The 14,839-nt window shown below is 63.2% G+C and carries 15 protein-coding genes; 9 read left to right on the top strand and 6 right to left on the bottom strand.

Annotated features, from left to right (window positions below; translation table 11 throughout):
- Nucleotides 1-29 precede the first annotated feature (29 nt).
- A complete protein-coding gene (locus tag ACIPZB_RS06095; RefSeq protein WP_400639396.1) occupies nucleotides 30-1,760 on the top strand; it encodes a response regulator in 1,731 nt (576 codons plus the stop codon).
- A 58-nt stretch (nucleotides 1,761-1,818) separates the two neighbouring features.
- Here ACIPZB_RS06095 and ACIPZB_RS06090 read toward each other — a convergent pair whose 3' ends face one another.
- The 3 genes from ACIPZB_RS06090 to ACIPZB_RS06080 are packed head-to-tail and all read right to left on the bottom strand — an operon-like array spanning nucleotide 1,819 to nucleotide 3,652.
- On the bottom strand, nucleotides 1,819-2,625 hold the full coding sequence (locus ACIPZB_RS06090) for a DUF3618 domain-containing protein (protein ID WP_400639395.1): 807 nt from the start codon (nucleotides 2,623-2,625) through the stop codon (nucleotides 1,819-1,821).
- Nucleotides 2,622-3,050 carry a phage holin family protein gene (locus ACIPZB_RS06085; RefSeq protein ID WP_400639394.1) on the bottom strand — a complete coding sequence of 143 codons (429 nt, stop codon included), beginning with the start codon at nucleotides 3,048-3,050 and terminating at the stop codon, nucleotides 2,622-2,624. Before ACIPZB_RS06085 ends, ACIPZB_RS06090 begins: the two co-directional genes overlap by 4 nt.
- A complete protein-coding gene (locus ACIPZB_RS06080) occupies nucleotides 3,050-3,652 on the bottom strand; it encodes a hypothetical protein (protein ID WP_400639393.1) in 603 nt (200 codons plus the stop codon). Before ACIPZB_RS06080 ends, ACIPZB_RS06085 begins: the two co-directional genes overlap by 1 nt.
- 353 nt (nucleotides 3,653-4,005) lie before the next feature.
- Here ACIPZB_RS06080 and ACIPZB_RS06075 point away from each other — a divergent pair, with 353 nt between their 5' ends.
- Entirely contained in the window at nucleotides 4,006-4,410 is a 405-nt protein-coding gene (locus tag ACIPZB_RS06075) for a stress-induced protein (RefSeq protein ID WP_400639392.1), read from the top strand.
- Nucleotides 4,411-4,477: 67 nt separating this feature from the next.
- Here ACIPZB_RS06075 and ACIPZB_RS06070 read toward each other — a convergent pair whose 3' ends face one another.
- Nucleotides 4,478-4,765: a hypothetical protein gene (locus ACIPZB_RS06070; RefSeq protein WP_400639391.1), complete on the bottom strand. Its 288-nt coding sequence runs from the start codon at nucleotides 4,763-4,765 to the stop codon at nucleotides 4,478-4,480.
- Nucleotides 4,766-4,975: 210 nt separating this feature from the next.
- Between ACIPZB_RS06070 and ACIPZB_RS06065 the strand changes: the two genes are divergently transcribed.
- A complete protein-coding gene (locus tag ACIPZB_RS06065; protein WP_400639390.1) occupies nucleotides 4,976-5,833 on the top strand; it encodes an SDR family oxidoreductase in 858 nt (285 codons plus the stop codon).
- A 46-nt stretch (nucleotides 5,834-5,879) separates the two neighbouring features.
- On the opposite strand, the gene ACIPZB_RS06060 is transcribed toward ACIPZB_RS06065, so the two are convergent.
- Nucleotides 5,880-7,223, bottom strand: a complete 1,344-nt coding sequence (locus ACIPZB_RS06060) for a cation:proton antiporter (protein ID WP_400639389.1) — start codon at nucleotides 7,221-7,223, stop codon at nucleotides 5,880-5,882.
- Nucleotides 7,224-7,392: 169 nt separating this feature from the next.
- Here ACIPZB_RS06060 and ACIPZB_RS06055 point away from each other — a divergent pair, with 169 nt between their 5' ends.
- The 6 genes from ACIPZB_RS06055 (at nucleotide 7,393) to ACIPZB_RS06030 (ending at nucleotide 13,738) form a co-directional block, all read left to right on the top strand.
- A complete protein-coding gene (locus ACIPZB_RS06055) occupies nucleotides 7,393-8,310 on the top strand; it encodes a DUF72 domain-containing protein (protein ID WP_400639388.1) in 918 nt (305 codons plus the stop codon).
- A gap of 29 nt (nucleotides 8,311-8,339) precedes the next feature.
- On the top strand, nucleotides 8,340-8,717 hold the full coding sequence (locus tag ACIPZB_RS06050; protein WP_400639387.1) for a Rho termination factor N-terminal domain-containing protein: 378 nt from the start codon (nucleotides 8,340-8,342) through the stop codon (nucleotides 8,715-8,717).
- 23 nt (nucleotides 8,718-8,740) lie between these two features.
- Complete coding sequence (locus ACIPZB_RS06045; RefSeq protein WP_400639772.1) at nucleotides 8,741-9,406, top strand: hypothetical protein; 666 nt, start codon at nucleotides 8,741-8,743, stop codon at nucleotides 9,404-9,406.
- A gap of 313 nt (nucleotides 9,407-9,719) precedes the next feature.
- Nucleotides 9,720-10,184, top strand: a complete 465-nt coding sequence (locus ACIPZB_RS06040) for a hemerythrin domain-containing protein (RefSeq protein ID WP_400639386.1) — start codon at nucleotides 9,720-9,722, stop codon at nucleotides 10,182-10,184.
- A gap of 123 nt (nucleotides 10,185-10,307) precedes the next feature.
- On the top strand, nucleotides 10,308-12,635 hold the full coding sequence (locus ACIPZB_RS06035) for a putative bifunctional diguanylate cyclase/phosphodiesterase (RefSeq protein ID WP_400639385.1): 2,328 nt from the start codon (nucleotides 10,308-10,310) through the stop codon (nucleotides 12,633-12,635).
- Nucleotides 12,636-12,757: 122 nt separating this feature from the next.
- Nucleotides 12,758-13,738, top strand: a complete 981-nt coding sequence (locus ACIPZB_RS06030) for a site-specific integrase (RefSeq protein ID WP_400639384.1) — start codon at nucleotides 12,758-12,760, stop codon at nucleotides 13,736-13,738.
- Here ACIPZB_RS06030 and ACIPZB_RS06025 read toward each other — a convergent pair.
- The gene (locus ACIPZB_RS06025; RefSeq protein WP_400639758.1) at nucleotides 13,728-14,837 is read right to left on the bottom strand and encodes an SMP-30/gluconolactonase/LRE family protein; all 1,110 of its coding nucleotides are present in this window, start codon (nucleotides 14,835-14,837) and stop codon (nucleotides 13,728-13,730) included. The two genes, ACIPZB_RS06030 and ACIPZB_RS06025, sit on opposite strands and share 11 nt — an antisense overlap.
- Between the last annotated feature and the right edge of the window lie 2 nt (nucleotides 14,838-14,839).

Here is a 14,839-nt window from a genome sequence, read left to right as displayed (position 1 = left end):
AGCGGGGAATGGACGCGAGGAAACAGTGCATGAGCAGCGTGCTGGTCGTGGACAACCAGCCCATCGTTCGCGACGGCCTAAGGGCGCTGCTCGAACGCACGGGCCATCAACTGCTCGCCGAGGTGGACAACGGCCAGGATGCTCTGCTGCAGTGCCGGCTGCTGCACCCGCAAGTGGTCATCGTCGAGCTGATGGTGCCGCGTTTGGGTGGGCTGGACCTCGTGCGACGGCTAAGGGCGAGCCATGAAGGCATCAGGCTGCTGGTGTACAGCGGCCAGGAGCCGGGGATCTACGCCGCAAGGTCATTGCAGGCCGGTGCCGATGCCTACGTCAGCAAGTCCGACGCCGTCGATGAACTGCGCAATGCCCTGCATGCGGTCAGTCATGGGCGAAGCTACTTCCCCAGCGACGCGACCCACCCGGCGACGCCAGCGGTGCCAGCGGGGACGAGTGAACTCACCCAGCTGTCGGCCCGGGAACTGAGCGTCCTGCAACTGCTCAGCCAAGGGCTGAGCAGCAAGGAGGTCGCGGCGCAACTCAGTCTCAGCTACAAGACGGTCAGCACCTACAAGGTCCGGCTTTATCAGAAGTTGGGGGTGGACAGCCACTTCCAGCTGCTAGAGGTGGCCCGCAGCCACGGCATGTTTGCCGGAGAGCAGTCCGAGCGCCCCACGGCAGATGCCCTGGACCCGGCTCTGACGCGTGAGTACGGGTTCTTGCGGGGGTTGCTGGATTCGGCGCCCTATCCCATGTTCGTACGCGATCTGCAGGGCCGCTTGCTGATGTGCAATCGACGCTATCTGATTTATGCCGAAACCACCTTCGAACAGATACAAGGCCAGACGCTGCACGAAGCGCGTTGGCTGCCGGAGGCGATGCGCAACCGTTCCCATGACCGGCTGCGTGAAGCGATCGTGCGCGAAGAGCCTTTCATGACCGAAGTCGTAATCGACTACGCGGGGGTAGCCACGTCGTTTTTTGTCTGGTGCACACCCTTTCGTGATGCAACTGGCAACCAGGTGGCGATGCTCGGCGGGATGAGCGACCTCACTGAACGTGACCGAATGTTGGCGACCTTGCGCCATGAAGGGGCGCAAGCGCGCCTGCAGAGCACACTCAAGAGTTCGACCCTGGTCGCCATCAACAACCAATTGCGTATTGGGCTTGAACGTATGCAAGAGGCGATCGACCAGGCACGGCGGGCCACTGCGGCCAACACCCAGCCAGCCCTTGACGCGCTGGTGGTCGAGATCGATCAGATGGGCCGCAGCCTGGACAGGATCAACGCCCTCGCCTCGGTCGAGCGTCACGAGCTGCAGACACAGGCCCAAGCGCACAATCTGGGCATTCTCACCGAGGAAATCCTGGCGCCGCATCGTCACCAGTTGGCGCTGCTGGGCTGCACGCTCGACGTCGGCCCAAGCCTGCGCGCACTGGCCCGTGCCTGGATCGATGCACATCATTACCGAAAGCTGCTCGACTGCCTGTTCGAGCAGGTGCGCCAAGGGCCGTTGCCCGCGCAGCTCGACCTGCGCGTGATGACTCGCACCCTGCCTCGCGGATGGCTTTGCCTGACTCTGGAGCTGAGCCCATGGTACGAACCGGCCGAGGCGGACTCGGCCGCCAGCTGGGCGTTCGCCGAGCTGCAACATGTGCTGCAGATCCTGCATGCCAGTGCCCGTAGCATTCCCGGGCAACTGGGGGCGGAATCCACTTGGCACTTCGAACTGGAACTGCCGTTGGCGTTGTCTGAGGCCTGAACACTGCCAGCCTCTCACACCGCTTGGCGAAGAGGCTGGCGCGAGCACTGCAAGCCGCTCAAGAAGGGAAGCCAAGCCCCGACGAAAGGTCAGATCCTTCACCTTTGCGCTCAGCCGGCGTCGCCTGTTCGTCAGTCACCCGTTCAAGCGACTGCTGCACGGTATCCTTGACCTCTTCGCCCTTGGCTTTCAGGGTTTCCGTCAGCCGATCGCTAGTGGCCCCCATCAGCTGATCTTCCCTGCGGGTACTGGGTAGCGCCGCCCCCAGTGCTGCCCCTAGCGCAATGCCCAACGCGGCCAGCACCAGCGGCTGCTCTTCGAGCAAGTGGTTGAACTGGCCTTTGAGCGCGGAGGCCTGGTCCCCTACCCTGTGCGCAGAACTGCGCAGCGTGTCGGCAGAATGGCCCATGCTTTCGCGTGCGCCCTGGCCCAGCTCGCTGGCCCGGTCGCGCACATCATGGGCCTTCATGCGCATCTTCTGGCTGGCATCGTGCACAGCGTCCCCGGCATGGGCGACGGCATCCTTCACCGAGTCGACCGCATCACCGAGCTTCTCGCCCAGCCCAGGCCCTTGAGAGGCAGGCCCGGGGTTGAACGGACGGTTCTGGTTGAGCCCCAGCCACGCCAGGCCCAGGACAGTCAGGGTTGCCGGCACAGGGTTGTTCTTCAGCGTAGTGCCCAAGTTCTGGAAGAACTCGCCACCATTGCCCCTGGTGTATGCCAGTACCCTGTCGACCAACTGGCCCGGGCTCAGGCGCTGCTCCAGGGCATCGACCAGGTCACTGATGTGCTCGCGCTTGGCATTGACTTCCTGTTCGAGCAGGTCCGGGTCCTTGTGCGATTCATGTTCGAAGGAAGTGGTCATGGCAATTTCCTCTTCAGCGCGTCCTTGTCTTGCTGCATGGCATGCAAGGTACGATCAGGGGCCAGATGCCCGGGCTCGAACTGCTTCTTTCCCGACTGCAGCATGATGAAGCCGATCAGCACCGTGACCGCCCCGACGATCAAGGCCGCCAGCCACGGCTGGACCACCAGTGCCAAGGCATACACCGCTGCCAGCAGAAGAATGATGAAGCCCGCCAGAAGCACTATCGCCCCGGCCGCTACCGCTGCTGTAGCCGCCTTCAAGGTGGCCAGGTTCTGTTGCAGCTCTGCCTTGGCCAGTGCCAGCTCCTTGGTGAACAGCTCCGGCACTTCCCGCATCAACTGGCGCAGCAGGCTTCCGACGCCGACAGGGTCGCTATCGGCTGCGTGCAACCCGGGACTCGTGTGCAAAGTATCCTTGTTCATCATTCGCCTCCTTTGAGCGGGTCACGCTCGAACGGGCTTGCGCCTACCGAGGTGCCAGCACCGACCCCGACAGGGTCGACCGGGGTGTAGGGCTTATGGGTGGACACGTCGCTCGCCCTGTCTGGCGTGGCTGACAGCGGGTGACGAGACGCGTTGACGCCTTGAGCCGGTGCGCCAGGCGTATCTGCAGTGGGATGGCTGGCGCTGGCACGCAGGAAACGCGATAACGCAAAGCCCACCGCTACGCTGCCTGCCAGAAACACTGCCGGGTTGCCCCGCGCCAACTGGGCGCCGCGCTGCAGCAGGCTTTCGGCACTCTCATGGCGTACCTGTTCGGCGAAACTGCCGACGCACTCGGCCGCCTCGCTCAGGTATCGCGAAAGGCCCAGGCTGTCATGGCCTTCCAGCGCCGTGGCTGCCGACCGCGCGCCTTCCTTTAGCGAATCGAGCTGTTCGGCTGCGCTGTCGCGGTAGTGCTCGTACTGCTCGCTGCTTTTTTGCCGGGCTTCTCCCAGCAGCGCTCCGGCTTCGTCGCCGAGGGTGTGAAGGTGGTCCTGGGTGCTGCCAGGTGGGGCGGTTGAACCTTGATCGGTCTTTTCCATTGTGACGCCCTCGAAGCTGATGGGTGGACGAACGCCGAGAACATGCGGCATTCATTCGGGGGACGTAGGCACTGGCGTGGGAGTTCAGTCACGTCGATCTATGACAGGTACCTGATCCACCAATGAACGGCACCCGGTTTACCGCAGGAACATCCGTTGGCGTCCGATCACTGAGCGTGGGGGTAATGGGTAGCTGTGGCACGTCGCCAAGGCATTTACGACGCAACACATTGAGCCTCGGGAACTTTCGCGCCTCTGGTCCGCTAGTACGAAAGTTGTGGGAGCACTCCTGCGAAGGCCGGCATCGGAAGTAAACACAGGTTTCCCTGTGTCAACACACGAGGTGCGAGATCATGGCCAACGACCAAGGCAAGACCGGACAGCAAGGCGGCACCCCTCAGACCACCCCTGGCAACGTTCCGAATGACCGAGAAAAAGCCTCGCAACCGGGTCAGCAAGGAGGCCAGTCGTCGGGAGGAACCAACGACCCGCAACGCGGCTGGGACGAAGGACAGAAAGGCGGGCAGATGCCAGGCGGTCAACCCGACAGGCAAGACCAGTGGGGTACTCAGCAAGGTGGACAAGGTGGCGGCGTGAATGATCAGGACGATCCTCAGCGTGCCGGTGGTGGCACCCAGCAGGGCGGCAAAGGAGGCCATCGTTCTGGCTCCAAATCCGACACAGAGCAAAGTGACATGGACGATGCATCCCAGGCTGTTCAGGACGAGGACAGTGGAATGAACGACGAAAACCGTTAAAAACGTGCTGCAGGCCAGGGTGAAGGAATCGCCCTGGCCATGCTTGGCAGAAACCGTCAGGGAGTTCTCAAGCGCGTGCCCGTTTCCCACCCTCCTCGCTCGCAAGCCATCTGGCACGCCCAACACCCCAGGCCAGCGCCCGCGTCATCGATTCCCCGGGCCGTGAATCGAACGCTTCTTCGTGAAGCACCATGCCACTGGCGGCGTACACGCCAATGAACATCTGTGTGTTGCCTGTGCGCGACAGGCGCACCTGAACCTCCAGCATAGTGCCATCGTCCAGTGTCTCGCCATGAGTTCGATGGTGAAGCGTAGGATCTGCCCAACCCCAGAAAACCTCACCGCGTATGCGCATGCCGCCCTCCTACGACTTTAGTATTAGATGTGGGTTATCCCACCTTAGCCCAGCAACGCGGCAATGCAATCGAACAGACGGAAAACGGTGCAAGCGCGTCCTGCGAAGCAGTCCGCACCGTTTGTCGCGCCAGTGTGTGATCCATTCCAACACTCCCTGTGCGGATCATTCGAAAAGGTAAGAGCGTTCTCAACCGAAGGAGCTTTCACCATGCGCGACTTCCCAACGCCTCCGTTTCCCTCGCAACCACAAGACGTCCCAGGTTCACAGCGCAAGATGGAACCCTACCCCGACTGTGGTGAGAAAACCTATGCCGGCAACGACCGGCTGGAAGGCAAGGTAGCGCTGATCACCGGTGGCGACAGCGGCATCGGGCGGGCCGTCGCCATTGCCTACGCCCGCGAAGGTGCGGACCTTGCCATCGCCTACCTGAACGAGCATGAAGATGCACAGGAAACCGCGCGGTGGGTCAAGGCTGCGGGGCGACAATGCCTGCTCCTGCCGGGCGACCTGGCCGAGAAACAGCACTGCTATGACATCGTCGACAAGACCGTGGCGCAGTTCGGGCGCATCGATATCCTGGTCAACAATGCAGCCTTTCAGATGTCCCACGAGACCCTGGACGAAATCGACGATGACGAATGGCTGATGACCTTCGATGTCAACATCACGGCCATTTTCCGCATTTGCCAACGGGCATTGCCGTCGATGCCCAAGGGCAGTTCGATCATCAATACCAGTTCGGTCAACTCCGACGATCCCTCGCCCAAACTCCTGGCCTACGCCACGACCAAGGGTGCAATTGCCAACTTCACCGCAGGCCTGGCGCAGTTGCTGGGCAAGCAAGGCATTCGGGTCAACAGTGTGGCGCCGGGCCCCATCTGGACACCCTTGATCCCGGCCACCATGCCCGACGAGGCCGTCAGGAACTTCGGTTCGGGCTACCCGATGGGGCGGCCGGGCCAACCCGTCGAGGTCGCGCCGATCTACGTGCTTCTTGCTTCTGATGAGGCCAGCTACATCTCAGGCTCGCGCTATGCCGTGACAGGCGGCAAACCCATCCTCTGATCGACCAGCCCAATGCCTGCCATGACCGGCCTTGGGCTGTCCGAGATCAGGAAGCACGGCTCTTCAACGCTTCGTATCGGGCAAGCAGCGGCTGCACGCTGAGCCCGTGCAGCAAGATACTCAACCCCACGACCGACAGGACCAGCTGGGTACTCTCCACCGCGAAAGCGGGCAGCAAGCCGTGGTTCAGCGCGTAGAACAGGTAGTAGAAGCTGCCGATGCCGCGGATACCGAACCACCCCATCAGCCCCCGCTGCAGTGAATTCAACATCCCCCGCGACGGAATGAGCAAAATGCTCAGAGGGCGGATCACGAAAAACAGCGCCCCGGCGACGATCAGCGCACGCCAGTCCCAATGCTCCAGCAGCACCACGCCGAGCAAGGTCACCAGGAAAACTTCCATCGATCGCTCCACCAGGCTGCCAAAAGCCAACATGTCGCCCAACATGATCCCGGCGGCGATCTGCGAGTCGTCCAGATGCGCCACATCCCCTTTCACCGCTAGCTCTGGCGCGACGTGCTGGTGCCCTACCACGGGCTGCACCAAGTGTTCGGCAGCAGGTTCATGTGGGTTGGTTGACGTCTGCACTTCGGCCTGGCGCAATCCCAAACCGGCGGCGAACACGGCCAGAAAGCCATAACCCTGGAGGGACTCGGCAATCACGTAGGCCATGGCAATCAGCGCCAAGGCAAGATAGTCGTTCGGCGAGACGGTGCTGTCGTCGTTGCGCAGCCGAAGGTAGAGCGTCAGCTTGCCCAGCCCGCGCCCCATCCAGTAGCCGCAGAGCAGCCCGGCCAGCACCGCCCAGAGCATGTCCTTGATCAACCAGTCGCTCAGCCACGCCTGCCCGGTATCCTGTTGCAGCAGCAAGCCCAGGATGACGAAGGGAAAGGCGATGCCATCGTTCAACCCCGCCTCCCCCGACAGGCTGAAACGAACCGGGTCGTCGTCCCGGGCATCGACCACCTGCACCAGGGTCGCAAGGACAGGGTCGGTAGGGGCAAGAATCGCCCCGATCAACACCGCCAGGCCCCACCCCAGGTTCAGGCCGTAATGCAGCACCAGGCTCACGCCCCCGATGCAGATCAACATCACAGGCCCAGCCAGACAGAACGCCAGCCACCATCTGCGATTGCACAGCGGCAAGCGCAGTTTCAAGCCGCTGAAAAAGAGTGAGAACAGTACCGCGACCTCGGTGAGGTGCTCCATCCAGCCACTCGATTTGGCGACGTCGAGCTGCAGCAAGCCCAGCCCGGAAGGGCCAAGGCCTATTCCCAGCCCCAGGCACACGACCGACGACGTTACCGGCATCCAGCGCAAGTAGGAGGAAGAGAGCGCCAGCATCAACAAGACGGCGCCCAGCATGGCGAACCAGACGATGAAGGTCATCTGCGCGGCTGCCTTTCAGAGTGGTGCATCGAGTCCTTTTTCGACTGTTTCCCCGTTCCGGTCGTTCCGTACGCTGCGGTTCACTCGGTTGCCCATTCGTCAACCTTGCTGAACCCGTTCGACGTGGCCCCGGTCGTCAGTGATGAGTGCACGAATGAAGGATGCCCCCGTGAGTGACATTCGCATTGGAATTTCCGGTTGGCGCTATGGCCCATGGCGCAAGGACTTCTACCCCGAGGGATTGCGCCAGGATGACGAGCTGGCGTTCGCCTCGCGGGCGGTCAACAGCATCGAGATCAATGGCTCGTTCTACGCGCTGCAGACCCCCGAACGCTACTGCCAGTGGCGCGACCAGACGCCAGACGACTTCGTGTTTTCGGTCAAGGCACCGCGCTATATCACCCATGTGCGCAGGCTCAAGGAAATCGATGAAGCGCTGGCCAACTTCTTTGCCTCGGGCCCGCTGTTGCTGGGCGACAAGCTTGGGCCCTTCCTTTGGCAGTTTCCCCCGACACTGAAATTCGACGCCCAGCGTTTCAGCGACTTCCTCGACAAGCTGCCCAAAGACCGCAAGGCCGCCCGGGCCTGCGCCAAACAGGCAGCCGAACGCCTGCAAGGTAACGCAGGGACCGCCATTGGCGGCAATGCGCGTCTGCGCCATGCCGTGGAGATCCGCCATCCGAGTTTCCTCTGCGACACCTTCATTGGCTTGTTGCGCAAGCACAAGGTGGCGCTGGTGGTCGCCGACAGTGCCGGCAAGTGGCCCTATGTCGAGGATGTGACCGCCGATTTCATCTACATGCGCCTGCATGGCGATGTCGAGCTCTACAGCAGCGGCTACACCGCCAGGGCGCTGCGCCGTTGGCGGATGCGCATCCAGGCGTGGGCCGAGGGCGGCCAGCCGGAAGATGCCGAGCTGGTGGTGCCCCGCGCCCCGACCAAGCGCACCACGCGTGACGTGTACTGCTATTTCGACAACGACCAGAAGGTGCACGCCCCCTTCGATGCGCGTCGCCTGCTGGGCAAGCTCGGCCTGGACGGCGAGTTGGTCACTGAACCTGGCGTCGAACCGCACGTGCAGCTGTAAACACACACAGAAGCAAAAGGAGAATCACCATGCCCCGTGGAGACAAAGACAAGTACACCGACAAGCAGAAACGCAAGGCCGAGCACATCGAAGAAGGCTACGAGGCCAAGGGCGTACCCAAGGAGGAAGCCGAGGCACGCGCCTGGGCAACGGTCAACAAGCAGTCTGGCGGCGGCGAACGCAAGGGTGGTTCGGGGCAGAAGAAAAGCCCGGCGGCCAAGGCCAAGGCGCGCGAATCGTCGGCGCGTCGGGCCGTGGCCACCAAAAACGGCGTGCCCCGGCCCGGACAGCCGTTGGAAGACATGACCAAGCAAGCGCTGATGGATCGGGCGCGCCAACAAGGAATCGCCGGTCGCTCGACCATGCGCAAGGGTGAACTCATCGAGGCATTGCGCAAGGCAGCGTAGGCATTTTTCGAGGTGAATACCCAATGGCGCTGATGATAGACCTGCTGCAATGGCCTGCCATGCTGGTGACCCTAGCCGCTGCCTGGTGCATCGGCTCGCGCCGCCCCGGCCGTCGCCGTGTCGGCTTCTGCTGCTTCATCGTCAGCACTGCCGCAAGTTCATCCTCGTCCCCGGGGCCGCTGCCGGCATACTGGGGCCTGACACCATCTGACGCGAGAACAGGAGGATTGACCATGTTAGCGACGGCAACCGGAATGAAACCAGGCAAGCGCTACCGGGTTGAAGCACTGGAGCGCGCACATCAGTTCCCCGGCTTCTTCCTCGACGGCAAGTATTTCCTGGGCCCGGAGCTTCTGACTGCTATCGGCTGGCTGGAGGGCCAGCGTTTCATCTATGACAACCTCGATGCCACGGGCGAGCCGGTCTTCGCCGATCGGATCGCTGGGGATATCGCCGACCTCAAGCTCACCCTGGTGGACGGCACGGTACTTGAGCTGATCAGCATCCAGGACTGGGCTCGCGAGCCCATCATTGATCAGGCCGAGACGCCCACGCTGGTGCAAGCCGACTGGCGACACAGTGGCTCACTGCGCGGCAAGCGGCAGCCATCTGCACCCTGGTTGATGATTGCAGCCGTGACGATTCTGGGAGGCTGCGCGCTGGCGCTGCTACGCGGCAAACGGCACTGAAAGCGCAGTGACTTAGCGCGAACTCTGTGGGAGCCGGCTTGCCGGCGAAGGGCCGTAACAGTCACAGCACTTTCGCCCAGCGTAGACAGTTCGGGCCCTATCGCCGGCAAGCCGGCTCCCACACGGAAAACTACCGCTTTCAAAACCGCATTCGTACCTCAGAGGACAGGCCCGCTCCCACAGGAATCGCGCCAGCTTTGTGGCAGCAGGTCTTACCGCGAACACCGGCCATCGTCAGCATTGAACCCTGCCACTTGCGGCCCACTCCATGGCAGGTAAGCCGCGATCTTGTTACCCACGATGAGGTACCACCATGAATGCCATCGAGCTGCTGATGCAGGATCACAAGCTGGTCAAGAAACTGCTTGAGGAACTGTCCACCACCACCGAGCGGGCCGTGAAGAAACGTGCCGAACTGCTGCAGCGCATCGAACACGAACTGCAGATCCATACCGCGCTGGAGGAAGACATTCTCTACCCGGCCATCAAACAGGCCGGGGGCAAGGAAGAAGCGAAGATGTACTACGAGGCCAAGGAAGAACATCGCACCGTCGATTCGCTGGTACTGCCCGACCTGCTGCACACCGAAACCGGCACCGTGGCCTTTGCCGGTCGGGTGAAGGTCATGAAGGAGCTGCTCGAACACCACATCGAAGAGGAAGAAGTCGAGCTGTTGCCGACGGCGAAGAAGTTGCTGGGCAAGGATGTGCTGGAGCAACTGGGCCAAGCCATGCAAGCACAAAAGAAAATGCTCAAAGGGACGGCGCACGCTGCTTGACGATCACCTGCGCGCCCTCTGTGGCGCGCGGCTCACCATTAAAGGCACATTGCCACTGCGTCATTCACCTGTCATCTGCCTGTCGTATTTTTCGCCCACTACCCAGGGTCGGGAATACCAGCCGTGATACGCCGTTCGCTCTCGTCCACAGGCCTTCTACGCCTGTTGATCCTGATGCTCTGCGCCGCCACCTTGACGTTTCTCTGGGGGCTGCACTTCTCCCAGAAGGCCGCCTCGCGCCAGGATGCCTTGTCGGCCAAGGCAGCTGCGCACCTGAACCTGGCCAGCCTTGTCGCCGAGAGCTTGAGCCAGTTGGTCGACCGGGCCCAGGCCGTGGGCCGGGTGACCCAGGACGACCTGAAGGTGCTGCGCCAGGACAACCACAGCCTGGCCCGTCTGCTCGCCGAGGACCCGGTGTTCAAGCGCATGAGCCTGTATGACCGGCAGGGTCGGCTACGCTCGGCGAGCCATGGCGGCGAAGCTACGGAACTGCCGGCAGACTGGCTCCAGCAATTGAACCTGCACGTCGCCCGCTACGGTTTCAAACCCTTCCTGCCCCGCATCACGCCCGACAGCAACCCTGGCGCCATGCCGAACTGGCGCCTGCCCTTCCTGCTGCCCTTGACCGACCTGCAAGGTCGCGAGATCGATCATATTCTCGTGGTGCAATTGGACATCGCTTACCTGGCCGTACTGTTCCAGCACATCGACCTGGGCAATAGCGGGCTGATGCGCCTGCTGCAGGACAACGGCGAGGAACGCCTGCGTATCGACAGCAGTGGCGTGGTGGTGGCGGACGACAGCTTCGAACCAGGCCTGCAGGACGCCGAAAACGCATCCGGGCTATTCACCCAGTATGCTGCCGGCACCCCTTACCAGAGCGTCTACCGGCGTGTCGCCGAGCGCGGTTTCAGCGTGGTCGTCAGCCAGCGTCATGACGAGATCCTTGCGCCGTCCGCGCTGGCCTACACGCGCCAGTACTGGCTGAACCTGAGCATGACCCTGATGATTCTCGCCAGCCTGGCCTGGACCCTGCGCCTGCTGCGCAAGCGCCAAGAGGCCTTCAGCGCCCTGGAGCATGCGCAGCAGATCAACCAGCAGTTGATCGGGCGCCTGGAAGACGAACATCGGCGCAGCAGCCACGCCGCCGCCACCGACCACCTCAGCGGCCTGCACAACCGCCGCCAGTTCGTCGAGGTCGCAGGCCAGGCCCTGACCCGGCAACGCGGCAAGCGCCAGTTGATGGCGATCCTGTTCATCGACATGGACCGCTTCAAGTCGATCAACGACTCACTCGGGCACAAGGTCGGCGATCTGCTGTTGCAAGCCGTGGCCGGGCGCATCCAGCGCCTGCTGGAGCCGGGTGACGAAGCCTCGCGCTTTGGCGGCGACGAATTCGTCGTGCTGCTGGCCGGTGAGCGCAGCGAAGAACAGATCAACACCTGGGTGCGCCACCTGGTGCAGAAGCTGTCGGCCACCTATGCCCTCGATGGCCAGGAGGTCAACACCAGCCCCAGCGTCGGCGTCAGCATCTGCCCCCGGGACGGGCAGGAAATCGACAGCCTGATCCGTTTCGCCGATGCCGCCATGTATTCCGCCAAGCAGGCCGGGCGCGCCCAGTACCGCTTTTTCGATCCTTCGTTGAACGTTACCGATATCCAGGCCTTCACCCTGGAACAAGCCTTTGGCAGCGCCCTGGCCGGGCGCCAGTTCGTGCTCCACTACCAGCCGCAGATACGCCTCGACACCCAGCGCGTGCTGGGCTACGAAGCGCTGGTGCGCTGGGACCATCCCGAGTTCGGGCTACTGTACCCGGACCGTTTCATCGACTTGGCCGAGCGCAGCGGGTTCATCGTCGAGCTGGGTTGGGAGGTATTGCGCCTGGCCTGCGAAGAGCTGGCCCGTTGGAACGCCCAGGGCCGTGAGAGCCGCCTGGCGGTGAATGTGTCGGCATTGCAACTGCGCCAAGGCGATTTCAGTAGCCGTCTGCTGGCCAAGCTGCAGCGCCATGGCATCGCCGCGCAGCGGTTGGAGCTGGAGATCACCGAAACCACTATCCTCGATCCGGAAGGTGCCGCCGTCGAACACCTGCAGCGCCTGCGCGCGGCGGGCCTGGGTATCAGCCTGGACGACTTTGGCCGAGGCTACGCCGGTTTCGCCCATTTGCAGTCGCTGCCCCTGAGCAAGCTGAAGATCGACCGCGCACTGATCGCCCCCCTTTCCAACAGCTACGACGACAGCCCGATCGTCTCTTCGACCATCATCCTGGCCAAGCGCCTGGGCCTGGAGGTCGTGGCCGAAGGTGTCGAGACCCGCGAGCAGGTGGTGTGCCTGAAGCTGGCCGGCTGCGACATTGCCCAGGGCTATCACTTCAGCCGGCCGTTGTCGCCCGTGCAGTTGCGTGAGTACCCGCCTTTCAATGGTGTCGAGGAAAAGTCATGCATGCTGTGAGGGCCCTATCGCCGGCAAGCCGGCTCCCACAGGTACCCCACAGTTCTTGAATGCTGTGGGGTACCTGTGGGAGCCGGCTTGCCGGCGGTAGGGCCGGGACAGACACGCCAATAACCTTTATCGTGTCACCCACCATCACCACCTCACCGACCATGACTGACATCGAGCGCTACGTCCGCGCCGCCACCCGCGACAACACCCGGCGCAGCTACCAGGCCGCCATCGAGCATTTCGAGGCGCACTGGGGTGGCTTTCTGCCGGCCACCGCCGAGAGCATTGCCCGCTACCTGGCCGACCACGCCGAACAGCACGCGGTCAGCACCCTGCGCCAACGCCTCGCAGCGCTCAGCCAATGGCACATCAGCCAGGGCTTTCCCGACCCGACCAAAGCGCCGCTGGTGCGCCAGGTACTGCGCGGCATCCGCACCTTGCACCCGACCCCGCCCAAGCAGGCCGCCCCCCTGCTGTTGCAACACCTGCAGACTGCCGTCGCGTGTTTCGAGGAAGAAGCCCGCCAGGCCCGTGAGCGCCACGATCTGCCCACCCTGCGCCGCGCCCGCCGCGATACCGCGCTGCTGCTGTTGGGTTTCTGGCGAGGCTTTCGCGGTGACGAACTGGCGCGCTTGCGCATCGAGCACATCCAGGCCGAAGCCGGTGTCGGCATCACCCTGTTCCTGCCACGCAGCAAGGGTGACCGCGAAGCGCTGGGCGTACAGCATCGCACGCCGGCGCTCAAGGCGTTGTGCCCAGTCACGGCCTACCTGCAGTGGATCGAGGTGGCCGGGATTGCCCACGGCCCGGTGTTCCGCAAGCTCGACCGCTGGGGCAACCTGGGCGAGGCAGCACTCAACAGCAACAGCCTGGTCGGCCTGCTGCGGCGCATGCTAGCGCGGGCTGGGGTGCCTGCTGCGCTGTACACGGGCCACTCCCTGCGCCGCGGCTTTGCCACCTGGGCCACGGCCAACGGCTGGGAGTTGAAGTCATTGATGAGTTACGTTGGCTGGAAAGACGCCAAGTCGGCGCTGCGCTACATCGACTCGGCGCAACGCTTCGGTGAGCTGGCCATGCTGCCACCCAGCCAGGGCCAAAGCCTCATTCCTTGAACGCGAAGCGCGCGAGGCCGCCTACTTCCGGGCGAATCGCATAGAGGTCGCCGGCATCGGGGTAATGGCGTAGTTCGGCAGGCGACATACCGAAGCGCGCGGTGGTGATGTACAGCGTATCCATGGCCGCCCCCCCGAAGCAGCAACTGGTCGGGCGAGGCACGGGCATCACCACCTGGTCGGTCAGGTGCCCGTGGCGGTCATAACGCAACAGGCAACTGCCATTGAACTGGCAGACCCACAACCCGCCTTCACGGTCCAGCGCGATGCCATCGGGGCGTCCCAGTTCTGCCGGCGTCTCGGCGAACAGCGTGACATGCTCCAGGCGGCCTTCCTCAAGGTACTCGGCGCGATAGATCGAGCGGCTGACCGAATCGACGAAGAACAGCGTTAGCCCGTCCTGCGACCAGGCCAGACCATTGGGTAACGCCAGGTCATCGTGGATCACTTCGTCGTGCAGCTCGCCATCGAAACGGAACAACGCGCCGGTCTTGCCGCTTGGCCCTTCATCCATCAAGCCCGTGACGAATCGCCCCTGCGGATCGCACGCACCATCGTTGAAGCGGTAGCTGGAGCGGTGGTGCACCGATGCGGAGTACTGCCGCACCTTGCCCCGCGCAACGTCGAGGATCGCCACGCTGGCGTCTTCGGTGAAGATCAGGTTGCCCTGGTCGGTCAATGCCAGCGCACCGATCCGCGCGGCCGATTCGTACAGCACCGTCACCTCGCCATCGGGCAGCAGCTGATGGATGCGCCCGCCGGTGAGGTCGACGAAGTACAAGGCACCGCTACGGGGATCCCAGACCGGGCTTTCGCCCAGGTCGGTGCGGGTGTTGGCGACCTTGAACGGCAGGTAATGGCATTCCTTGATGCTGCTCCAGCGCTCGGCCACTTCAGCCAGGCTCGAGGCCTCGACCCGCGCCAGGTCACGCGGGTAGCTGACGCCGCTGTTCTCGCTGAAGCGCGTGGCAGTGAACTGGCCGTTGCTGGCGCGCAGGATGTAACCGGTGTCGCGGCACAATGCGCTGGCCAGGTAGAGCACGCCCGGCGTGACCCACTCGGGCTTGAGCTCCTCCGGCGGCAGCGTCACGCCCCACATGC

The sequence above is a fragment of the Pseudomonas sp. NPDC089396 genome, from assembly GCF_044749545.1.
GTDB lineage: Bacteria > Pseudomonadota > Gammaproteobacteria > Pseudomonadales > Pseudomonadaceae > Aquipseudomonas.
Note: the sequence above shows the minus strand (reverse complement) of the source record. Positions and strands in the feature narration are given on the sequence as shown.

Excerpts from the sequence above, each read along its gene's own strand:
- ACIPZB_RS06045 (WP_400639772.1), top strand. The coding sequence starts at position 8,741 with ATGGCGCTGATGATAGACCTGCTGCAATGGCCTGCCATGCTGGTGACC.
- ACIPZB_RS06075 (WP_400639392.1), top strand. The coding sequence starts at position 4,006 with ATGGCCAACGACCAAGGCAAGACCGGACAGCAAGGCGGCACCCCTCAG.
- ACIPZB_RS06050 (WP_400639387.1), top strand. The coding sequence starts at position 8,340 with ATGCCCCGTGGAGACAAAGACAAGTACACCGACAAGCAGAAACGCAAG.
- ACIPZB_RS06025 (WP_400639758.1), bottom strand. The coding sequence starts at position 14,837 with ATGTGGGGCGTGACGCTGCCGCCGGAGGAGCTCAAGCCCGAGTGGGTC.
- ACIPZB_RS06080 (WP_400639393.1), bottom strand. The coding sequence starts at position 3,652 with ATGGAAAAGACCGATCAAGGTTCAACCGCCCCACCTGGCAGCACCCAG.
- ACIPZB_RS06085 (WP_400639394.1), bottom strand. The coding sequence starts at position 3,050 with ATGAACAAGGATACTTTGCACACGAGTCCCGGGTTGCACGCAGCCGAT.
- ACIPZB_RS06090 (WP_400639395.1), bottom strand. The coding sequence starts at position 2,625 with ATGACCACTTCCTTCGAACATGAATCGCACAAGGACCCGGACCTGCTC.
- ACIPZB_RS06065 (WP_400639390.1), top strand. The coding sequence starts at position 4,976 with ATGCGCGACTTCCCAACGCCTCCGTTTCCCTCGCAACCACAAGACGTC.
- ACIPZB_RS06095 (WP_400639396.1), top strand. The coding sequence starts at position 30 with ATGAGCAGCGTGCTGGTCGTGGACAACCAGCCCATCGTTCGCGACGGC.
- ACIPZB_RS06070 (WP_400639391.1), bottom strand. The coding sequence starts at position 4,765 with ATGCGCATACGCGGTGAGGTTTTCTGGGGTTGGGCAGATCCTACGCTT.
- ACIPZB_RS06040 (WP_400639386.1), top strand. The coding sequence starts at position 9,720 with ATGAATGCCATCGAGCTGCTGATGCAGGATCACAAGCTGGTCAAGAAA.
- ACIPZB_RS06060 (WP_400639389.1), bottom strand. The coding sequence starts at position 7,223 with ATGACCTTCATCGTCTGGTTCGCCATGCTGGGCGCCGTCTTGTTGATG.